The 20,136-nt window shown below is 66.1% G+C and carries 22 protein-coding genes; 8 read left to right on the top strand and 14 right to left on the bottom strand.

Translation table 11 applies throughout. The annotated features are described in order from the left end of the window. Positions 1-165 precede the first annotated feature (165 nt). Positions 166-903 (top strand): tetratricopeptide repeat protein, encoded by a 738-nt coding sequence (locus tag AABQ55_RS03355; protein ID WP_272807539.1) that lies wholly within the window; start codon positions 166-168, stop codon positions 901-903. A 134-nt stretch (positions 904-1,037) separates the two neighbouring features. Here AABQ55_RS03355 and AABQ55_RS03350 read toward each other — a convergent pair whose 3' ends face one another. From AABQ55_RS03350 to AABQ55_RS03310, 9 genes are all read right to left on the bottom strand, one after another. Continuing rightward, the gene (locus tag AABQ55_RS03350; protein ID WP_244770371.1) at positions 1,038-2,021 is read right to left on the bottom strand and encodes a type II secretion system F family protein; all 984 of its coding nucleotides are present in this window, start codon (positions 2,019-2,021) and stop codon (positions 1,038-1,040) included. 11 nt (positions 2,022-2,032) lie between these two features. Further along, positions 2,033-3,043, bottom strand: a complete 1,011-nt coding sequence (locus tag AABQ55_RS03345) for a type II secretion system F family protein (RefSeq protein WP_244770372.1) — start codon at positions 3,041-3,043, stop codon at positions 2,033-2,035. Positions 3,044-3,052: 9 nt separating this feature from the next. After that, positions 3,053-4,531, bottom strand: coding sequence for a CpaF family protein (locus AABQ55_RS03340; RefSeq protein WP_272807252.1), 1,479 nt, complete (start codon positions 4,529-4,531; stop codon positions 3,053-3,055). Between the two features lie 36 nt (positions 4,532-4,567). After that, positions 4,568-5,851 (bottom strand): AAA family ATPase, encoded by a 1,284-nt coding sequence (locus AABQ55_RS03335; protein WP_272807251.1) that lies wholly within the window; start codon positions 5,849-5,851, stop codon positions 4,568-4,570. A 62-nt stretch (positions 5,852-5,913) separates the two neighbouring features. Further along, the gene (locus AABQ55_RS03330; RefSeq protein ID WP_272807250.1) at positions 5,914-6,582 is read right to left on the bottom strand and encodes a CpaD family pilus assembly protein; all 669 of its coding nucleotides are present in this window, start codon (positions 6,580-6,582) and stop codon (positions 5,914-5,916) included. A gap of 59 nt (positions 6,583-6,641) precedes the next feature. Beyond that, positions 6,642-8,189 (bottom strand): type II and III secretion system protein family protein, encoded by a 1,548-nt coding sequence (locus AABQ55_RS03325; protein ID WP_272807249.1) that lies wholly within the window; start codon positions 8,187-8,189, stop codon positions 6,642-6,644. 13 nt (positions 8,190-8,202) lie between these two features. Next, the gene (cpaB, locus tag AABQ55_RS03320; RefSeq protein ID WP_244770377.1) at positions 8,203-9,009 is read right to left on the bottom strand and encodes a Flp pilus assembly protein CpaB; all 807 of its coding nucleotides are present in this window, start codon (positions 9,007-9,009) and stop codon (positions 8,203-8,205) included. A 190-nt stretch (positions 9,010-9,199) separates the two neighbouring features. Beyond that, on the bottom strand, positions 9,200-9,703 hold the full coding sequence (locus AABQ55_RS03315; protein ID WP_244770378.1) for an A24 family peptidase: 504 nt from the start codon (positions 9,701-9,703) through the stop codon (positions 9,200-9,202). Positions 9,704-9,820: 117 nt separating this feature from the next. Then, complete coding sequence (locus AABQ55_RS03310; protein WP_244770379.1) at positions 9,821-10,000, bottom strand: Flp family type IVb pilin; 180 nt, start codon at positions 9,998-10,000, stop codon at positions 9,821-9,823. Between the two features lie 366 nt (positions 10,001-10,366). Between AABQ55_RS03310 and AABQ55_RS03305 the strand changes: the two genes are divergently transcribed. The 7 genes from AABQ55_RS03305 (at position 10,367) to AABQ55_RS03275 (ending at position 15,888) form a co-directional block, all read left to right on the top strand. Beyond that, on the top strand, positions 10,367-10,735 hold the full coding sequence (locus AABQ55_RS03305; RefSeq protein WP_317633324.1) for a pilus assembly protein N-terminal domain-containing protein: 369 nt from the start codon (positions 10,367-10,369) through the stop codon (positions 10,733-10,735). Positions 10,736-10,859: 124 nt separating this feature from the next. After that, a complete protein-coding gene (locus tag AABQ55_RS03300) occupies positions 10,860-11,462 on the top strand; it encodes a TadE/TadG family type IV pilus assembly protein (protein ID WP_244770380.1) in 603 nt (200 codons plus the stop codon). Next, entirely contained in the window at positions 11,462-12,073 is a 612-nt protein-coding gene (locus tag AABQ55_RS03295; protein ID WP_272807538.1) for a TadE/TadG family type IV pilus assembly protein, read from the top strand. Before AABQ55_RS03300 ends, AABQ55_RS03295 begins: the two co-directional genes overlap by 1 nt. A 98-nt stretch (positions 12,074-12,171) precedes the next feature. Continuing rightward, positions 12,172-13,401, top strand: a complete 1,230-nt coding sequence (locus tag AABQ55_RS03290) for a phosphopentomutase (protein WP_272807248.1) — start codon at positions 12,172-12,174, stop codon at positions 13,399-13,401. Positions 13,402-13,409: 8 nt separating this feature from the next. Further along, the gene (locus tag AABQ55_RS03285) at positions 13,410-14,366 is read left to right on the top strand and encodes an adenosine deaminase (RefSeq protein ID WP_443021166.1); all 957 of its coding nucleotides are present in this window, start codon (positions 13,410-13,412) and stop codon (positions 14,364-14,366) included. Positions 14,367-14,471: 105 nt separating this feature from the next. Beyond that, on the top strand, positions 14,472-15,101 hold the full coding sequence (gene upp, locus AABQ55_RS03280) for a uracil phosphoribosyltransferase (protein ID WP_064332141.1): 630 nt from the start codon (positions 14,472-14,474) through the stop codon (positions 15,099-15,101). Between the two features lie 250 nt (positions 15,102-15,351). Then, positions 15,352-15,888, top strand: coding sequence for a TIGR02281 family clan AA aspartic protease (locus AABQ55_RS03275; protein WP_272807246.1), 537 nt, complete (start codon positions 15,352-15,354; stop codon positions 15,886-15,888). On the opposite strand, the gene deoA is transcribed toward AABQ55_RS03275, so the two are convergent. Genes deoA through AABQ55_RS03250 form a run of 5 tightly spaced genes read right to left on the bottom strand, consistent with a single transcriptional unit; the run spans position 15,878 to position 20,134 of the window. Continuing rightward, positions 15,878-17,191, bottom strand: coding sequence for a thymidine phosphorylase (gene deoA, locus AABQ55_RS03270; protein ID WP_272807245.1), 1,314 nt, complete (start codon positions 17,189-17,191; stop codon positions 15,878-15,880). The two genes, AABQ55_RS03275 and deoA, sit on opposite strands and share 11 nt — an antisense overlap. Before the next feature lies 1 nt (position 17,192). Continuing rightward, entirely contained in the window at positions 17,193-17,966 is a 774-nt protein-coding gene (deoC, locus tag AABQ55_RS03265; protein ID WP_272807244.1) for a deoxyribose-phosphate aldolase, read from the bottom strand. After that, positions 17,959-18,771: a purine-nucleoside phosphorylase gene (locus AABQ55_RS03260; RefSeq protein ID WP_272807243.1), complete on the bottom strand. Its 813-nt coding sequence runs from the start codon at positions 18,769-18,771 to the stop codon at positions 17,959-17,961. The genes deoC and AABQ55_RS03260 overlap by 8 nt, the downstream gene beginning before the upstream one ends. Then, on the bottom strand, positions 18,768-19,160 hold the full coding sequence (locus AABQ55_RS03255) for a cytidine deaminase (RefSeq protein WP_272807242.1): 393 nt from the start codon (positions 19,158-19,160) through the stop codon (positions 18,768-18,770). Before AABQ55_RS03255 ends, AABQ55_RS03260 begins: the two co-directional genes overlap by 4 nt. Positions 19,161-19,162: 2 nt before the next feature. Then, positions 19,163-20,134, bottom strand: coding sequence for an ABC transporter permease (locus tag AABQ55_RS03250; RefSeq protein ID WP_244770390.1), 972 nt, complete (start codon positions 20,132-20,134; stop codon positions 19,163-19,165). Between the last annotated feature and the right edge of the window lie 2 nt (positions 20,135-20,136).

Genomic DNA, 20,136 nt, shown 5'->3' with positions numbered 1-20,136 from the left:
TAGGGTTAACAGATTATTGCTGGAGTGGAGATTGCGGCGTGATTCCTTGACCGCCGCGACATGCGGGAATCGCTTCGGGGACAGATCATGGCCGCTTCCGTCACGCTTACGTCACTTCGCGCTGGATTTTTGAGAGGCGCAGCATGTCTTGCCATCGCGGTGGCAATGGCGGGCTGCGCGGGCAAGAGCAACATCACGACCGGCTCCATTCCGAAAATGTCGAAGCCGGTGTCCGAGATGAATGCGACGGAACTGCGGGGCGCCGCCGATACGATCGGCCGGGCCTATGCGAAGAACCCCAAGGACCGCACCGTCGGCATGAACTATGCCAATGTGCTGCGCATGAACGGGCGCAACGACCAGGCGCTCGCCGTCATGCAGCAGGTCGCCATCAACAATCCGAGCGACCGCGAGGTGCTGGCGGCCTATGGCAAGGCGCAGGCCGCCGCCGGCCAGCTCGAGCAGGCGCTGAACACGATCCTGCGCGCGCAGACGCCGGACCGGCCGGACTGGCGGCTGAAATCGGCCGAAGGCGCGATCCTCGACCAGCTCGGCCGCGCCGGAGAGGCCCGCGCGCGCTATCGCGAGGCGCTCGACATCAATCCGAACGAGCCGTCGGTGCTCTCCAATCTCGGCATGTCCTATCTCCTGGCGAAGGACCTGAAGACGGCCGAGACCTATCTGCGCTCCGCCGCCTCCCAGCCCGGCGCCGACAGCGGCGTGCGCCAGAACCTCGCGCTCGCCGTCGGCCTCCAGGGCCGTTTCCAGGAGGCGGAGACCATCGCCCGCCGCGAACTGGCCTCCGAGCAGGCCGAGGCGAACGTCACCTATCTGCGCTCGATGATGACCCAGCAGAACGCCTGGAAGAAGCTCGCAGCCGACGACAGCGGCAACACCAACTGATCCGTTTCTCCGATGCGCGGACGTAAAACCGCCTTACAGTTCTGCTGGAACTGCTCGTAACTCGCTCCCAAGCACGACCTCGCCCCGGCCGATATCTCGACCGGGGCGCTTTTTTGATCGACCCGCGGCCTCTTTTAGAAGCGGTCGGAGACCTGGATGCCGGCGGGGCCGAGGATCACGGCGACCAGCACCGGCAGGAAGAACAGGATCATCGGCACGGTCAGCTTCGGCGGCAGGGCGGCGGCCTTCTTCTCCGCCTCGTTCATGCGCTGGTCGCGGCATTCCTGGGCGAGAACGCGCAGCGCCTGGGCGAGCGGCGTGCCGTAGCGCTCCGCCTGGATGAGGGCCTGCGTCACGGCTTTCACCGTATCAAGGCCGACGCGCGTGCCGAGGTTCTCGTAGGCCGCGCGGCGCTCCTGGAGGAAGGAGAGTTCCGCGGTGGTCAGCACCAGCTCCTCTGCCAGCTCCGGCGAGGCCATGGCGATCTCGCCGGCCACGCGCTTGAAGGCGACCTCGATGGAAATGCCGGACTCGACGCAGATCAGCATCAGGTCGAGCGCATCAGGCCAGGCGCGCTTGATCGAAAGCTGGCGCTTCGACACCCGGTTGGAGATGTAGAGGTTCGGCGCGTAGAAGCCGATATAGGCGATGACGACCGTCGCCAGGATGCGCATCGCCAACGGCTTGTCGCCGAGATAGCCGAGGAAGAAGATGTAGAAGGCGCCGATGGCGGCGAAGACGAAGGGCAGCACGAAGCGCGCGAAGAGGAAGATGTTGAGCGCGTTCTGAGAGCGGTAGCCGGCCTGGCGCAGCCGGTTCATCGTATGGGCGTCGACCAGCGCCTCGCGCAGGTTCAGCCGCTCGACGACCTGTCGCACGGAGGTGTTGTGCTGGGCACGCAGCGAGGCCTTGCTCTGGGAGGCTTCGGCGTTCATGCGGGCGCGTTCGCGCGCGCGCATCTGCTCGCGCTCCAGCGCCACGGACTTCATGCGCTTGTCGAGATCGCCGCGGTCGAGATAGGGGGCGGCGAGCGTGTAGAAGGTCGCGAGCACCGCGATCATCACGAAGGCCGGCAGCAGCACGGCCGGATCGGTAAGGGTGGTAACGAGTCCCGACATGCCCCTGCCCCTCAGATGTCGAAGTTGATCATGTTGCGCATCACCAGGATGCCGATGGACATCCAGACGGCGGAGATGCCGAGGATGAGATGGCCGCGCGGATCCTGGAACAGGATCACGATATAGTCGGGCGAGGTCAGGTAGACGAGGAAGGCGACGATGAACGGCAGGGCGCCGATGATGGCGGCCGAGGCCTTCGCCTCCATCGACAGCGCGCTCACCTTGGCCTTCATCTTGCGCCGCTCGCGCAGGACGCGGGAGAGGTTGCCAAGCGCCTCGGACAGGTTGCCGCCGGCCTGGCTCTGGATCGCGATGACGATGGAGAAGAAGTTGACCTCCTGCAGCGGGATGTTGGTGAACATGCGCGCGCAGGCTTCCGGAACGCTGAGGCCGACCTGCTGCGCCTCGACGAGCCGGCGGAACTCGGTGCGCACCGGTTCCTGGCCTTCGGCGGCGATCAGGCGCAGCGCGTCGGTCAGCGGCAGGCCGGACTTGATCGAGCGCGTCATCACGTCGAGCGAGTTGGGGAACTCCTCGAGGAACTTGTTCATCCGCCGCTTGACGAGGTAGCCGACGACCCAGCGCGGCAGGCCGGCACCGGCGATGAAGGCCGCGCCGAGGCTGACGAGCAGGCCCGAGCCGGCAAGAAGGGCCAGAAGGAAGACGAAGATGCCGGCGGCGGCGCTGAGAAGGTAGAACTGCGGGATGCTGATCGAGAGCCCGGCCTGGACCAGCTTCGCCTTCAGGGTGGTGGCGGCGCGCTTGGTCTGTTCCTGCTGCTTCTTTTCAAGGTCCTTCAGCGAATCCTGCACCGACTTGCGCCGCTTGGACAATTCCTGCATGCGGTCGCGCGCGGCCTTGGCCTTGCCCTGGTCGGTCTCGGCGGCCTGGACGCGGCGCATGCGGCTTTCCGTCTTCTTCGCCGCCTCGATGCGCGAGAAGAGCAGGCCATAGGCAAGGCCCGCGGTCGAAAGGGCCGCCAGGGCGAAGATCGCGACGATGGTGATATCCAGTCCGAACATCGCGGCCCCTTACGGCTTTTCCATCGCGTCGAGCGTTGCCGCCAGGCGCTTGTCCTCGTTGAAGTAGCGGGCGCGCTCCCAGAAATGCGGCTTGCCGATGCCGGTGCCCGTGTGCTTGCCGATGAGGCGCCCGTTGGCGTCCTCGCCCTGGATGTCGAAGCGCATCAGGTCCTGCGTGACGATGACGTCGCCTTCCATGCCGACCACCTCGGTGATGTGAGTGATGCGGCGCGACCCGTCGCGCAGGCGCGAGGCCTGGATGATGATGTCGATGGAGCCGGAGATGATCTCGCGCACCGTCTTGGCCGGCAGGGTATAGCCGCCCATGGCGATCATCGATTCCATGCGCGACAGGCATTCGCGCGGCGTGTTGGCGTGGATCGTGCCCATCGAGCCGTCATGGCCGGTGTTCATCGCCTGGAGGAGGTCGAACACCTCCGGGCCGCGCACTTCGCCGACGATGATGCGCTCGGGCCGCATGCGCAGGCAGTTCTTGATGAGATCGCGCATGGTGATCTCGCCCTCGCCCTCGATGTTCGGCGGGCGGGTTTCGAGGCGCACCACATGGGGCTGCTGGAGCTGGAGTTCGGCCGAGTCCTCGCAGGTGATGACGCGCTCGTCACGGTCGATATAGTTCGTCAGGCAGTTGAGCAGCGTCGTCTTGCCCGAGCCGGTGCCGCCGGAGATGACGAGGTTGCAGCGCACCCGGCCGATGATCTGGAGCAGCGTCGCGCCTTCCGGCGTGATCGAACCGAACTTGACCAGCTGGTCGAGCGTCAGCTTGTCCTTCTTGAACTTGCGGATGGTGAGCGCCGTGCCGTCGATGGCGAGCGGCGGGGCGATGACGTTGACGCGCGAGCCGTCGGGCAGGCGCGCGTCGCAGATCGGGCTCGATTCGTCGACGCGGCGGCCGACCTGGCTGACGATGCGCTGGCAGATCGACAGGAGCTGGGCATTGTCGCGGAAGCGGATCTCCGATTCCTGCACCTTGCCGGCCACTTCGATATAGGTCTTGCCCGCGCCGTTCACCATGATGTCGGCGATGTCGTCGCGCGCCAGCAGCGGCTCCAGCGGGCCGTAGCCGAGCACGTCGTTGCAGATATCGTCGAGCAGTTCCTCCTGCTCGGAGATCGACATCGCGAAATTCTTGATCGTGATGATGTCGTTGACGATGTCGCGGATTTCCTCGCGCGCGCTCTCGGTATCGAGCTTGGCGAGCTGCGACAGGTCGATCGTGTCGATGAGCGCGGAGAAGACCTGGCTCTTCGTGTCGTAATAGTCTTCCGTGCGCGGCGCACGGCGGCGGGCGGTCGCGGCCGGTGCCGGAGCCGGAGCCGGAGCGGCGGCCGGCTCGAAGACGGGCTGCGGCGGCGCGGCCACGACCGGGCGCTCCGCCGTCACGGTCGTGACGGAAGCCGGCGTGGCCTGGCCCGCCTGGCCCGCCGAACCGCTCTTGCCGAAACCTTCATTGCCGCGTTTGCCGAACATGCCACTTCATCCAGTCTGTTGCGCCGCCCGTCGGGCCTATTTCTTGCCGATGAGGCCGAGCAGATTGCCGAGGCCGGTCTTCCTGGGTTTCTTGATCGTCGCGCGCCCCGTCACGAGATGGGCGATCTGCGAGAAGGTCTCCGCCGTCGGCGACTTTCGATCCATCTCGGCGATCATGCGGCCGCTGTTGGCGGCGGTGCCGAAGAGCTGCGCGTCGAAGGGGATAACCGCGATCGGCTGGATGCCGAGCGGTTCGCAGAAGTCGTCCGCCGCGATCTCCGGCCGTTTCGGCAGGCCGACCTGGTTGAGGATCAGGTGCGGCGGCTTGTCGTTCGGGCGAAGCTTCTTCAAGGCATCGAGCATGTTCTTCGTGTTGCGCAGGTTCGCAAGGTCCGGCACCGCGGTGATGACCAGCTCGTCGACCTCCGACAGCAGCGTGCGCGTCCACTCCGACCAGGCATGCGGCACGTCGAGCACGGTCACCGGCGCGCTGCGCTGCAGCACCTCGACGATCGGCTGGAAGGAGCCGCGCTCGAGATCGTAGGCACGATCGAGCATGGAGGGGGCCGCGAGCAGCGACAGGCGCTCAGAGCACTTCGTCAGCAGGCGATCGAGAAACACCTCGTCCAGCCGGTCCGGCGCGTAGATCGCCTCGGAAATGCCCTGCGGCGGATCCTGGTCGAAGTCGATATTGGCCGTGCCATAGGGCAGGTCGAGGTCGGCGAGGATCACCTCCGTCTGGAAGAGGCTCGAAATGTCGAAGGCGCAATTATGCGCGATCGTCGAGGACCCCACCCCGCCCTTGGCGCCGATGAAGGCGATGGTGCGGCCGAGCGGCTCGGCATCGGGATCGACGAAGATCGTCGACATGGCGTTGAGGATGTCGGCCATGCCGACGGGGCCGACCATGTATTCGGAGATGCCGTTGCGGAGGAGGTCGCGGTAGAGCGGGATGTCGTTGTAGCTGCCGACGATGATGACCTTGGTGCTCGGATCGCAGACCTCGGCGAGCGGGGCGAGCTCGTCCATGATGCCGCGCGGTTCCGTCGAGGTCTCCAGGATCAAAAGGTTCGGCGTCGGGGCCGAGGCGAACATGTTGGCCGCCGCCGCGATGCTGGCGCTGGAGACCCGGAGGCTCACCTTGGCCATGCGGCGGTCCTGGCCGCAGCGCTCCATGGTGCGCAGCATGGCCTCGCTTTCGCAGAAGGCGTGGACCGAGATGCGCGGCAGCGGACGCACGCCCTCCAGTTCGGCGGACCGGATCGCCTCGTCCGCCTCAGCTGCGCCCGCGCGCTCGATGGTGTAATCTACTGTGCTCATCGTCATGCCCGTTCCTGGTGTCCGGCGGACCGGATGGATATGTGCCTGGCCCTAGCCGGCGATTACAGCGGCGGCTGGCCAAACTCGCGGTAGTCCTGAATCACCACATTGCGCTGCTCAGCATCGATCGGGGTCATGCCGCGCGGCTGCACGAGATCCATCGGATTTGCGATCTGGGCGGCAAGGTTCGCCTGCGATGCGCAGCCGAAATTCTGATAGTTCTTGTTTTCCATTGTGTTGACGACGAGGTCTTCCGGCCATTCGCCGCAGGGTCCCGCCTGCGCGGTGATGGCGAAGAAGGCAAGCCGGATCGGCGCATTGGCGCCGTAGCCGCTCGCATCGTAGCTCGTCTCGATCAGCTGGTCGCGCTTGATGCCCGCCGCCGTCAGCGTCGTGCGGATGTCCTTGCGCAGATGGTTGGCCGTCGCGGCATTGGCCGAGCTGCGCGGCAGCATGATCTGCACAGCGCTGCGCGATTTCGCGGCGTGGTCGGCGGCAAAGCCGCGGATGTTGTCGCGCATGGCCGCCGTCAGCGCCCGGTCGCCGATGGCGATCGGAATGTCCATCGTCTGCGCGGTTTCGGACAGCACGATCGGGTGGCGCGTACGGTAGTCGTCCGGGATCGAGGCCGTCGTGGACCGGTCCGGCCGCGCGCCGCAAGCGGCGAGTAGCGTGGCGGACAGGATAAGGGTCGCCGCGAGCGCTGCGCGCATCGGCAGGGGCCTGTGCATGGTGCGGTTCCTTGCGGGGAGCCAAGTCTTGCTGGTCGTGTCGCGCATGTCCCGTCCCGTCACTTGTAGATGAAACCGATGGAGCCGTGGTAGTTGCCCGCCGGCATGGCGTCTTCCTTGCGGCCGTAGATCTTGTTCACCTTGCCGAGGAAGAAGCTCGCCGCATCGTTGGTCGCGTTGAAATTGTCGTCCGGACGCTGGAGCGCGGTGCGCGCGACGGGCCGCACGAGATAGGGCGTGGCGATGATGACCATTTCCGTCTCGTTGCGCACGAAGTCCTTGGAGCGGAACAGCGTGCCGAAGATCGGGATCTTCGAAAGGCCCGGCAGGCCGGAGACGGCCTGGCGGATATCGTCCTTGACGAGGCCGGCGATGACGATCGAGCCGCCCGACGGCAGCTCGACGCTCGTCGTGGCCTCGCGGCGCCGGATGCCGAGCACCGTCATGCCGGGAATGGCCTGGGTGCCGCCATAGGTCGCCGACCCTTCGAAAGTCGGCTCGGAGACCTCCGTCTCGACACGCAGGCTGATGCGGCCGGGCGACAGCACGACCGGGCGGAAATTCAGCCGGATGCCGTATTCGACCTCGGTGATCGTGCGGGTGATGGTCGGGGATTTGCCGGCCTCGCCGCTTTCGATCGTCTGCTCGCTCGGGAGGCGGAAATCGCCGCCGACATAGAAGCGGGCCTCCTCGCCGGAGATCGCCGTCAGGCTCGGTTCGGCAAGGGTCCGCATCACGCCGGCCTGCTCCATGGCGCTCATGCTGCTGGAAAGGGCCAGGCCCCCGACCGTGCCGGAAAGGGCGCCATTGGAGACCCAGTCGGCCGCGCCGCCGAGATTGGTCGGGTTGCGGAAGGAGATGCCGCCACTCGATCCCTGGGCGGAGCCGTTGAAGCCGAGCTGCTTGAGCACCTGGCGGCTGACCTCCGCCACGGTGATCTTCAGCGTCACCTGGTCCTCGCCGTCGATCTTGAGCATGTTGACGACCTGGGAGCGCTGGCGCACTTCGCCGAAGATCGCCGCATCGCCGTTGTTGCCCTGGGCCGTGATGTTGCGGGTCGTCGCCTCGCCGCCTCTCAGGAAGATTTCGGCAAGTCGCGTCGCCTGGGCGGCATCCTGCGGGGTCCGTACCGTGCCATTCAGCACGATGTTGTCCGAAATGATCTCGACCTGGATGTCGGAGTCGGGAATGAAGCGGCGCAGGTTCGCCTGCAGGCCGTCGATGTCGCGCTCGACGGTGAGGTCGATGCTGACGATCTCCTCGCCGCCCGGCCCGAAGATGAAGATGTTGGTCTGGCCGACTTCCTTGCCGAACAGGTAGATGCGGCGCGAGGTGCGGGTGACCGCGTCCGCCTTGCCCGGATCGGCGACGAGGATGTCGTGCGCGTCGGTCGGCAGATCAACAACGATCGCCTTGTTGAGGCCGAGCTTCACCGCCTTGCGGGCACCGGGGCCGCTGTCGTTGATGCGGATGACGGAAGCGGTCGCCGCTTCGGCGGTGAGCGCCGGCGTGCCGCTGAACACGGTCTCCGCCAGGCCGGAAAGGGCGAGGCAGAAGCTCAGCCCGCCGGCGACAGAAGCCCGAAATGTCCTTGTGATTCCAAACACGGTCAGCTCCTGATCACTTCTGGGCCGCGGGCTCGCCGCCGTTTACGATTTCACCGGTCTTGATCACCTGGATGATCGGCATGCCGTCGCCGCCGCTGAGCAGGTAGTCGGCCGCGCCGGTATCGGCTTCCTGTGCATCGGCGATGCTGCGCAGCGCCAGCGACAGGCGTTCGGCCATCTGCTGGGCGACGGCGATCACCTTGGTCTGGTCGGGCGTGAGCTCCAGCGTCGCGGTGGTGCCGATGGCGGATTTCGAGCCGTCCTCGTTTTCCTGGATCTGCTGGTCGATGGCGAGCACGCGCACGTTCGACAGCACGGTCTCGGTGATGTAGGAGCCTTCCGGGCTCTTGCGCACCATGATGACGTCGACGCGGTCGTTCGGCAGGATGAAGCCGCCGGCGCCGGTAGCGACCGAGATCTCCGTCGCTACCGCCCGTTTGCCGGAAGGCAGCAGCGACGACATGATGCGGTTGCTCGAATCGGCGATCTTCTCCTGGCGGATCGGTTCGCCATTGAAGATCGGCATGCGGGCTATGGCGCCGTTGAGGCTCTCCATCGCATCCGGCCGGTTCTTGTCGGTGATGAAGCCCTCGACGATCGAGCCTTCCGGCCAGGCCGTCCAGGCGATCGTTTCCGGATTGAGCCGCGCGCCGACCGGCAGGCTTTCCTTAGCGACCAGCACGTTGACGGTCGCCTCGCGCTCGACGACGGCTTCGGTCTGCACGGGCGCGCCTCCGCCGGCGACCCGCAGGGCCAGAAGGCCCGCGACGCCCGCCGAAACGACGGCCACTGCCAGAATGATGATTCGCGCCGGTCTCATGTGGTTTCCCTGGGCTGCGGACTTTTCTATCCACCCACGCTAACCGGCAATGGTGTAATTATGGTTAATAACCGCCTTACGCGCATGGTTAACGCAAGACTAACGAAACCAGGCGCGGGACATGCATCGGCCCCGGCGCTTCAACCGGGGCTGGCAAGCAGGCATCGTGATGAAATGGCGGCCGGCCGCCTCAGCCGAGCGCCGCGACCATCAGCGGCGAGGACGGATAGGCGAGGAAGGCGCCGATCCCGATCGCGATGCCATAGGGCACCTTCTTGGCCTTGAGCAGGTGATCGGGAACCGGCAGGCCCGATGCGAGGATCAGGTTCGTCTTGGCGCGCAGGGAGAGGATTGCAATGGTGAGCAATCCGCCGAAGACGGAAACATAGACCAGGTATTCGACGAGGGAGAGGCTCATGCCGAACCAGACGGCACTGGCCGTCAGGAGCTTGGCGTCGCCGCCGCCCATGACATTGAGGGCGAAGAGCGCGAAACAGACGGAGAAGACGAGAAGGCCGGCCGCAAGATGCATGGCGATCTCCGTCAGGCCGAGGCCCGCCAGCGGCGCCACGACGACGAAGGCGACAAGGAGGATCGCCGAGACCCGGTTGGGGATGAGCATCGTCAGAAAATCGGAGCAGGCCGCGACCGCGAGGCAAAGCGGGAATACCACGAAGATGATTGCCTGGGCCATGATGCTCTCCTTTCGGCGCATGATGCGCCTCGTCCGTTTCGGAAAGGATAACTGAAAGCAAAAAGCCGCCTTTGCGGGGCGGCTTTCCGATATAGGGGCTACGCCTCCGGTCGCCGATTACTTCGGCACTTCGGCTTCCATCTTCGAGCCGAGCGTGCTGAACGTGTTGTTCAGCGAGTCGCCGAGCGCGCCGGCACCGGCGATCAGGGCAACGGAAACCAGTGCGGCGATCAGGCCGTATTCGATGGCGGTGGCGCCCGATTCGTCTTTCATAAGGCGAGCGAAAATCTTGGTCATGGTATTCTCCTAGCTCCACGATGTTGGTTCAGCACGTCCGCCAACTGTTTCCGTTGTTCGGATGGTTGCAACCTACAGGCAAGCCATTTCCATCGACTTAAGGAAACCGGTTAACAAAGCCTTGCCATGCGGTGGCCGGATTTATGGTGATCATTCGGTTAATCCCCTTACGCGCGCGTATTTTCCTTTGTTTGGCGCGGCTCGACGGGGCAGGCGGGCCAAACGGGCGGCAGATAAATCTACAAGGTTAGCGAGTGGCTTAAGTCTTCGTTCACCATTCGCAGCGATGCTGTTGGTGTTTTATCGCCGGGATGACTGTTTATGGGACGCGACTTGATCTTCGCTACGGGTGCCGCAAAGCTGGTGATGGCGGGCTTCGTCGTTGTGGCGACAGCCGCTTCCGCCCTTGCCGACGAACCGCTGATGCGCGTCTACATGGACCACGCCCGCGTGCTCAAGCTCGATCGCCCCGTCAGCAAGGTGATCATCGGCAATGCGGAGGTCGCCGATGCGACCGTGGCCGATTCCCAGACGATCGTCCTGACCGGCCGCAATTTCGGAACCACCAACCTGGTCCTGCTCGATGCGGACGGCAACGCCATCATCGACGAACGCATCCTCGTCTCGATCGACGAGGGCAACACGGTGCGGGTCTTCCGGCAGACGGACCGGTCGGTGCTCTCCTGCACGCCCAATTGCGAAGAGCACGTTGCCCGGAACAGGAGCGGTGGCTGACGCCCCGTCCCGCTTCGGGCGTCCGAATGCGGGAAACCGTTCAATTCTTCCCCTTTCCGCATACGAAATATAAACGGTCTGCGGCCTATCCTCGCCCGTGTCCAGCATTTGGGAACGGATCGCGATGTCGCTCGATCATGATGCACCTGTCCGCCGAAGGCCGAAGAAGGGCCTGTTCGGCCGCTTCCTTGCCCGGCGTGACGGCGCGACGTCCATCGAGATCGCGCTTCTCAGCCTGCCCTTCTTCATGATCGTCTTCGCCTCGCTCGAGACCTTCGTCGCCTTTTCCGCCGAACAGCTTCTCGCCAACGCCACCGAAACCATGGCGCGCAAGATCAGGACGGGCGAAATCCGCTCCTCGGGCAACGCCACCGTGGATACGGAGACGTTCCGCAAGGCCTTCTGCGACGAGATCGCCATCCTGATGCCCTGCTCGCCCCAGGAGATAAAAACGGCGGACAAGCTGTTTCTCGACGTCAGGAGCTTCGCGAAGTTCTCGGACATCCCGAAGACCACACCGCTCGTCGGCGCGGACCTCGACACGTCGTCCTTCAAGATCGCACCCGGCGGCAAGCGGACCATCAACATCGTGCGTGCCTACTATCGCTGGGACATCGTGACGGACCTCATCCGCCCCTATGTCTCCAACATCCGCGCGGCCGACGGCTCCCGGCAGAACTACCTGATGATCGCGACGGCCGTCGTCCAGAACGAGGACTATCCGTGATGCGCAAGGTCCTTTCCCCACCGGATGTCGTCAAGGGCTGGCAGGGTGCCGGGCGCGGCATGCTGCTGCGGCTGCGCCGCTTCGTCGAGGATCGCCGCGGCATCGGCGCCATCGAATTCGCCATCGTCGCCCCACTGCTGATGATGGCCTATGTGGGCGCCTTCGAGATCACCGTCGCCATCACCTCCCTGCGCAAGGTCAGCAGGGCCTCCGCGACCGTTTCCGACCTCCTGACGCAGAGCAGTTCGACCAACAAGGCGACACTCGACACGATGAAGGACGTCGTCGCCAAGGTCGTGGCGCCGTTCCCCACCAAAAGCGCCTATACGCTGAAGATCACCGGCATCGCCGTTGCGGCCGACGGCAAGGCAAAGGTCGCCTGGTCGCGCGACCAGGCGGCGAGCACCCCCTATGCCAAGGGAAGCGCGGTGACGCTGCCGAGCCACATGGAAGTCAAGGACACGTTCATCGTGCGCACGGAACTGTCGGTGCCCTATTCCATCCTGCTTCTGGCGCCGAATCTCGATTCGCGGCTCAACAAGATCAACCTTTCCCGCACGAGCTATTTCCGCCAGCGCGTCGGCAAGACTATCGACTGCTCCGACTGCTGATCCCGATCCCGTTCGCCTCGCGATTTCGCTTGAACCCGTTGCAAGGCCCGTGTCATGTCTCGCAGTTCATCCGGACGCGGACAGACGGCAGGTGATCCATGGCGCGAGCCTTTCTCTTCGTTCTTGATTCCTTCGGCATCGGCGGCGGTCCGGATGCGGCCGCCTTCGGCGATCTCGGCGCCGACACGCTCGGCCACATCGCCGAGTTCTGCGCGGCGGGCGTTGCCGACCGGCCGGGTCTGCGCCAGGGGCACCTGAAGCTCCCCAACATGTCGGCGCTCGGCCTGCTGCACGCCGCCCGCGCCGCCACGGGCCGTTTTCCGCAGGGCATGGACGTGCCGCAGCGCGTCTTCGGCTATCACGGCGCCGCCAGCGAGGTCTCCAACGGCAAGGACACGCCCTCCGGCCACTGGGAGATCGCCGGCACGCCCGTCAGCTTCGACTGGGGCTACTTTCCGGCGGAAGGCGGCGCCTTCGAGCCGGAGCTGGTGGAAGCCATAACGGCGGCCGGCAAGGTGCCGGGCATCCTCGGCAATTGCCATGCCTCCGGCACCGACATCATCGCCCGCCACGGCCTCGACCATATGCGCAGCGGCAAACCGATCTGCTACACCTCCTCCGATTCCGTCTTCCAGGTCGCCGCGCACGAGCGCGCCTTCGGCCTCGACCGGCTGCTCGCCTTCTGCGAAACGGTGCGAAAGATCCTCGACGAGCGGCCGGGCGGGCGCATCGGCCGGGTCATCGCGCGGCCCTTCGTCGGCGAGACGCCGGAGACCTTCGAGCGCACCGGCAACCGCCGCGACTATTCCGTGCTGCCGCCGGAACCGACCCTGCTCGACCGGCTGACGGAGGCCGGACGCACCGTGCATGCCGTCGGCAAGATCGGCGACATCTTCGCCCACCAGGGCATCGGCCGGCTCACCAAGGCGAACGGCAACATGGCGCTGTTCGACGCGACGCTCCGCATCATGGACGAAGCGGCGGACGGCGATCTCGTCTTCACCAACTTCGTCGATTTCGACATGCTCTACGGCCACCGCCGCGATGTCGCGGGCTACGCCGCCGCGCTCGAGGCCTTCGACCGGCGCCTGCCGGAGGTGGACCGCAAGCTGAAACCCGGCGATATCGTCATCCTCACCGCCGACCACGGCTGCGACCCGACCTGGCGCGGCACGGACCACACGCGCGAGCGCGTGCCGATCATGAGCTTCGGCCCGGGCCTGCGCTCGCGCCTGCTCGAAACCCGCACCACCTTCGCCGACATCGGCGAAAGCGTCGCACGCCATCTCGGCATTGCGCCGGGCCCGCATGGAAGGAGCTTTCTGTGACGAAACCCATGCCCAAGGCGGAGCTGCACTGCCATATCGAAGGCGCGGCCCCGCCGGCCCTCGCCCTTTCCCAGGCGCAGCGCTACGGTATCGACACCTCCGCCTTCATCCGCGACGGCGAATATGCCTGGGAGGATTTCACCAGCTTCGTCGCAAGCTACGACGCAACGGCAAACCTCTTCCGCACGGAGGAGGACTATGCCCTGCTCGCCGAGACCTACCTCACCGGGATCGCCGAAGCCGGCGCCGTCTATAGCGAGCTGATCGTCTCGCCCGACCAGGGGGACGCCGTCGGCATCGGCGCCGATGCCTATATAAGCGGCCTTGCCGAGGGCGCCGAGCAGGCCCGGGCGAGAACCGGCATCGAGACGCGCCTCCTCATCGTCGGCATCCGCCATTTCGGCCCGGAACGGGTGATGAAGGCGGCGGAATATGCCGCCCGCCGGCCGCATCCGCTGATTTCGGGCTTCAACCTTGCCGGCGAGGAGCGCATGCACCGCGTCGCCGATTTCGCGCGCGCCTTCGACATCGCCCGCGATGCCGGCCTCGGCATCACCATCCATGCGGGCGAGCTTTCGGGCGCCTTCAGCGTGCGCGATGCGCTCGACCATGTCCGCCCCACGCGCATCAGCCACGGCGTGCGCGCCATCGAGGACGGCGACCTTGTAAGACGGCTGGCCGACGAGGGCGTGGTGCTGGAAGTCTGCCCAGGCTCGAATATCGCGCTGAAGGTCTTCCCGGACTTCGAGCATCACCCGCTGCGCGCCCTTCACGACGCGGGCGTCCGCGTCACGCTCAATTCCGACGACCCGCCGTTCTTCCACACCTCGCTCGCCCGGGAATACGAGATCGCCTCCTCCGTCATGGGCTTCAGCGACGAGGCGCTGCTCGGCATGACGCGGACCGCGATCGAGGCCGCCTTCGTCGACGAACCGACGCGCCAGAGGCTGCTTTCGCGGCTTTGACGGGCAAGCCGGCTGGGGATGTTGCCGGCCGGGCGCGCTCCACTCTTGCGGCCTTGCGCCGTTCCGTGGAAAAAGAGGCGTTTACTCGTTTTCGGAAGGTTGGCCATGGACGGCGTCACAGTCATCGATCACCCGCTCGTGCAGCACAAGCTGACCATCATGCGCAAGAAGGAGACCTCGACAGGAAGTTTCCGCCGGCTCCTGCGCGAGATCTCCACCCTGCTCTGCTACGAGGTCACGCGCGACCTGGAGCTGACCACCGCGCGCATCGAGACGCCGCTGGAAGAGATCGACGCGCCCGTCCTCGAAGGCAAGAAGCTGGTCTTCGCCTCGATCCTGCGCGCCGGCAACGGATTGCTCGAAGGCATGCTGGAACTGGTGCCGTCCGCCCGCGTCTCCCATATCGGCGTTTATCGCGACCACGAGACGCTGGAGGCGGTCGAATATTTCTTCAAGGCGCCCGACAGCATCGACGAGCGTCTCGTCATCGTCGTCGATCCGATGCTCGCGACGGGCAACTCCGCTATCGCTGCCATCGACACGCTGAAGAGCCGCGGGGCGACGAATATCCGCTTCCTCTGCCTGCTCGCAGCACCGGAAGGCATCAGGAGCTTCCGCGCGCACCACCCGGACGTGCCGGTCTATACCGCGTCCATCGATCGCCAGCTCAACGAGAAGGGCTATATCGTGCCCGGCCTCGGCGATGCCGGCGACCGCATGTACGGCACGAAGTGAGCGGCTGACCGGACAGGGCCTCTGCCCTCTCCTCCGTCATGGTCGGGCTTGACCCGACCATCCACGCCACACCCCCCTCAAGTCACCCTCGGGTCAAGCCCGAGGATGACTTGAGGGGGGGAGCGAGGGTGCACGCGCCATTTACCAAACCGATCGAAGATCGTGGAGAGGGGCGCCGCCGAGCGCCCCTTTTGCCGTCCGTTAGCCGGATGCGTGCTATTTCGGGACAGATCCTCCCGGAGACTGTCCCATGTTCGTTCGCAGCCTTGTCTTTCTCATCGGTTCCGTCGTCGCGGCCGCGGCCTTCGTGCCCGGCGTTGCGACCCGCTATCTCGATGCGACCGCCAAGGCGCCCGAGGCGACGGTGGAGAAGGCGGCCGTGGAGACGGGCAGGAACGCGGCACGCTATACCGGCAACCGCAGCGCCGTCATCAGCGCCGATCCGAGCGGTCATTTCACCGGCCTCTTCGCCATCAACGGCCGCAAGGAGGAGGGCCTGGTCGATACCGGCGCCAGCATGATCGCCATCAACATCTCGACGGCGCAGCGCCTCGGCATCGCCAAGACGGACCTCGATTTCCGCTATGCCGTCGATACGGCGAACGGCAAGGCGCGCGCCGCCTATATCCGCCTCGACCGCGTCGAGATCGGCCCGGTGCGCATGGAGAATGTCGGCGCCATGGTGCTCGACGACAAGGCGCTGTCGGGCACGCTGATCGGCATGAGCTTCCTGAAGGGGCTGTCGTCCTACCGCGTCGAGGGCGGCAAGCTGCACCTCACCCGCTGATGCGCGTCAGGATGTCCGGCGAGGGCACGGGGGCCTCCGGCGCGATCCGGTAGAGCCCGGCAAGCCGCGCCGCGCCCTGCGCCGCGCTCTCCGCATCCGCCGCATGCGCGCGGCCGATCTCCTCGCCCTTCTCCACCGTCGTGCCGAGCGGCAGCAGCCGGTCGAAACCGACACGGTGGTCGATCCCGTCGTCCGGGCGGCTGCGCCCGCCGCCGAGTTCGATGACGGCAAGGCCGAGCCCACGCGTGTCGCAGGCGGCAAGATAGCCGGAATGCGGCGCGATGACCGGCCGGATGACAGGGGCGGGCGCAAGATAGGCCTCCGGTCGCTCCATGAGGTCGGCCGGGCCGCCGAGCGCCTGCACCATGCACCCGAACGTCTCGGCCGCCGCGCCGCTGGCAAGGGCCGTGGCGGCCCGGCCTTCGGCGGCGGCGATATCCCGCTCCAGCCCTGAGAGCACGAGCATTTCCGCCGCGAAGGCAAGCACGATGCGCTCAAGCCGCGTCCCGGCCTTTTCGCCCTTCAGGAAGGCGATGCAGTTGGCGATCTCGACGGCATTGCCGGCGGCATCCGCGAGCGGCTGGTTCATGTCGGTGATGAGGGCGGCGGTCGTGACCCCGGCCCCGTTCGCGACCGCGACCAGCGAGCGGGCCAGCGTCTCCGCCTCGCCGGTCTCCGCCATGAAGGCGCCGTTGCCGACCTTCACGTCGAGCACCAGCGACCGGAGGCCGGCGGCAAGCTTCTTGGAGAGGATGGAGGCGGTGATCAGCGGCACCGAATCGACCGTCGCGGTGACGTCGCGGATGGCATAGAGGCGCTTGTCGGCCGGCGCGAGATCCGCCGTCTGGCCGATGATGGCGCAGCCGACCTCCCGGACCGTGCGGCGGAAGCGCTCGGCGGAGGGCATGATCGTGTAGCCGGGGATCGATTCCAGCTTGTCGAGCGTACCGCCGGTATGGCCGAGGCCGCGGCCGGAGATCATCGGCACGGCAAGCCCGCAGGCCGCCGCGATCGGCGCCAGCATGAGGGAGACATTGTCGCCCACCCCGCCGGTCGAATGCTTGTCGGCGATCGGCCGGTCGATATCCGACCAGTCGAGCACGTCGCCCGAATCGCGCATGGCGAGCGTCAGCGCCACGGTCTCCTCGCGCGCCATCCCATTGAACCAGACCGCCATGGCGAAGGCCGCCACCTGCCCTTCCGAGACGCTGCCATCCGTGAGGCCGGTGACGAAGCGGGCGATCTCCCCGGCGGTGAGGGGCTCGCCGTTCCGCTTGCGGCGGATCGTCTCCTGCGGGAGCATGCTAGTAGCTCGCGGGCGGCGGCGGCGCGGACTGGCCGCCGAGCACGGAGAGGATGTCGCCGAGAAGGCCGGAGGCGCCGAAGCGGAAGGTTTGCGGCGTCGCCCAGCCTTCACCGAGGATCGAAGCGGCGAGCGCGAGGTATTCGCCTGCGTCCGTCACGGTGCGCACGCCGCCGGCCGGCTTGAAGCCGACCGGCTTGCCGCTGTCCCTGATCGCCGTCAGCATGATCTCGGCGGCCGGCAGGGTCGCATTGACGGACACTTTTCCGGTCGAGGTCTTGATGAAGTCGCTGCCGGCGGCAATGGCGAGGTTCGACGCCTTGCGGATGAGCGCCGCATCCTTGATCTCGCCGGTTTCCAGGATGGTCTTGAGACGCACCGGCGGCGTGCAGGCGGCCTTGACCGCCGCCACCATCTCGCTCACCGCCGTCGCGTTGCCGGCGAGGAAGGCACGATAGGGGATGACGAGGTCGATCTCGTCAGTGCCGTCGGCGATCGCCTGCTGCGTCTCCGCCAGCACGTCCTCGACCGCAAGGCCGCCGGAGGGGAAGTTGACGACGGTCGCGATCTTCACCGCGTGGCCCGCGCCGAGGATGCCCCGCGCCTGCGCCACGAAGCGCGGCCAGATGCAGATGGCGGCCGTGTTTCCGAAACGCGTCTGCGCCTGGGCGCAGAGCGTGTCGATGGCGGCGGCATCGCAGGTGTCGGTGAGGTCCGTCAGGTCGAGCAGCGAGAGCGCCTTCTGCGCGGTGGCCTTGATGCTGTCCTCATGCATGGTCTTCGTCTCCGCCCGCAATCATTTCGGCAAGGATCGCGGCAAGCCGCTTCCCGCCGATCGGGGCCATGTCCTTGGTTTCGTGATGGCTGAGTTCGCCGCCCGTCATGCCGGCACCGAAATTGGTGATGACCGAGGCGGCGGCGACCTTCAGGCCGAGATGGCGGGCGATCAGCACTTCCGGCACGGTCGACATGCCGACGGCATCGGCGCCGAGGACGCGCGCCATGCGGATCTCCGCCGGCGTTTCGAAGTTCGGTCCCGAGAACCACATATAGACGCCGGAGGACAGCGGGATGGCCAGTTTTGCGGCTGCCCTGTCCATGCGCGCGGCAAGGTCCGCGTCATAGGCATTGGTCATGCCGACGAAGCGGTCGTCGCTGTCGATGCCGATCAGCGGATTGGCGCCTGAAAAATTGATGTGGTCGGAAATGCGCATGACCGAGCCGGGCGGCATGTCCTCGCGCAGCGAGCCTGCCGAATTGGTGAGGATGAGCGACGTGATGCCGAGCCCCTTCAGCACCTCGATGGGCGGACGCATGGCATTGGCGTCGCCGCGCTCGTAATAGTGCACGCGGCCGGACAGCACGATGACCGGCACCGCGCCGAGCGTGCCGATGACCATTTCGCCGGCGTGTCCCGAGACGGAACTGACGGGAAAGCTCGGCAGGTCCGAATAGGGTATGCACAGCGGGTTCTCGACGGCCTCGACAAGCGAACCGAGGCCGGAGCCGAGCACGATGCCGTAGCGCGGCAGGACGCCGCCGAGGCGGGCGCGAAGGAGTTCTGTCGTTTCCGCACTCATCCGATCACATCCGTTGCAAAGCCGTGCGGCAGCAATTCTTCCATGGTCATGGTCTTCTTCACCCCGGTCTCGTCGCACAGGTAGATCGGCGTCCTGGCGGTGGCGAATTCCGCGATCTTCTGCCGGCAGCCGCCGCAGGGCGGGCAGAGCGGCAGCTTCTCGGCGATGACGGCCATTTCGACGATTTTTTTGTTGCCGGCCATGATCATGTGACTGATGGCGGTCGGCTCGGCGCACCAGCCCTGCGGGAAGGACAAGTTCTCGATATTGGCGCCGGTATAGATATTGCCGTCCTCGGCGCGGATCGCCGCGCCGACGGGGAATTTCGAATAGGGCGCGTGCGCGAAGGCCATCGCGGCGCGCGCCGCCTCGAAGAGGTCGTGGGACATTTTCAGCGCTCCTTGACGTAGGGCACGCCGCCGGCCTTCGGCGGAATGGCCTTGCCGATGAAGCCTGCAAGCAGGATCACCGTCAGGATATAGGGCAGCGCCTGCATGAACTGTACCGGCACCCTGCCGATCAGCGGGAAGGCGTAGCCCTGGTAGCGGATGGCGAAGGCATCGAGGAAGCCGAAGAGCAGGCAGGCGAAGAGGATGTTCTTCGGCCGCCACTTGGCGAAGATGAGGGCCGCGAGCGCGATATAGCCCTTGCCCGCCGTCATGCCCTTGGTGAAGCCGGCATTGGCGGCAAGCGAAAGGTAGGCGCCGGCAATGCCGCACAGGATGCCGCAGCAGATGACGGCGCGGTAGCGCAGCCAGATCACAGAGATGCCGGCCGTATCGACCGCACCCGGATTCTCGCCGACGGCGCGAAGGCGAAGGCCGAAGCGCGTGCGGTAGAGGATCCACCAGCTCGCCGGCACCATCAGGAAGGCGAGATAGGTCAGCGGCGAATGGCCGGAGAGCAGTCCCGAATAGAGCGGACCGAGGATCGGCACCTCGCGCACCGCATCGGCAAACGGCAGCGTGATCCGCCCGAAGCGGCCGTCCTCCGTCAGCGCCGGCGTGCGCCCGCCCTGGCGGAACCAGGCCTCGCCGAGGATGACCGTGGAACCGGCGACGACGAAGTTGATGGCGACGCCCGAGACGATCTGGCTGCCGCGCTGGGTGATCGAGGCATAGCCGTGCACCAGCGAGAGCAGCACCGAGACGAGCACGGCGGCGAAAAGCCCCATCATCACGGATTGGCTGATATAGGCGACGCAGCCGGCCGCGAAGGCCGCGCCCAGCATCTTGCCTTCGAGCCCGATGTCGAAGACGCCGGCCCGTTCGGTGAAGAGGCCGGCAAGCGCGGCAAGGATCAGCGGCGTCGAGAGGCGGACGGTCGACTGGGCCAGCTCGATGAAGACCTGAAAGAAATCCATTG

This window comes from Shinella sp. WSD5-1, from assembly GCF_963942435.1.
Lineage (GTDB): Bacteria > Pseudomonadota > Alphaproteobacteria > Rhizobiales > Rhizobiaceae > Shinella > Shinella yambaruensis.
This window is presented reverse-complemented; position numbering and strand designations above follow the sequence as displayed.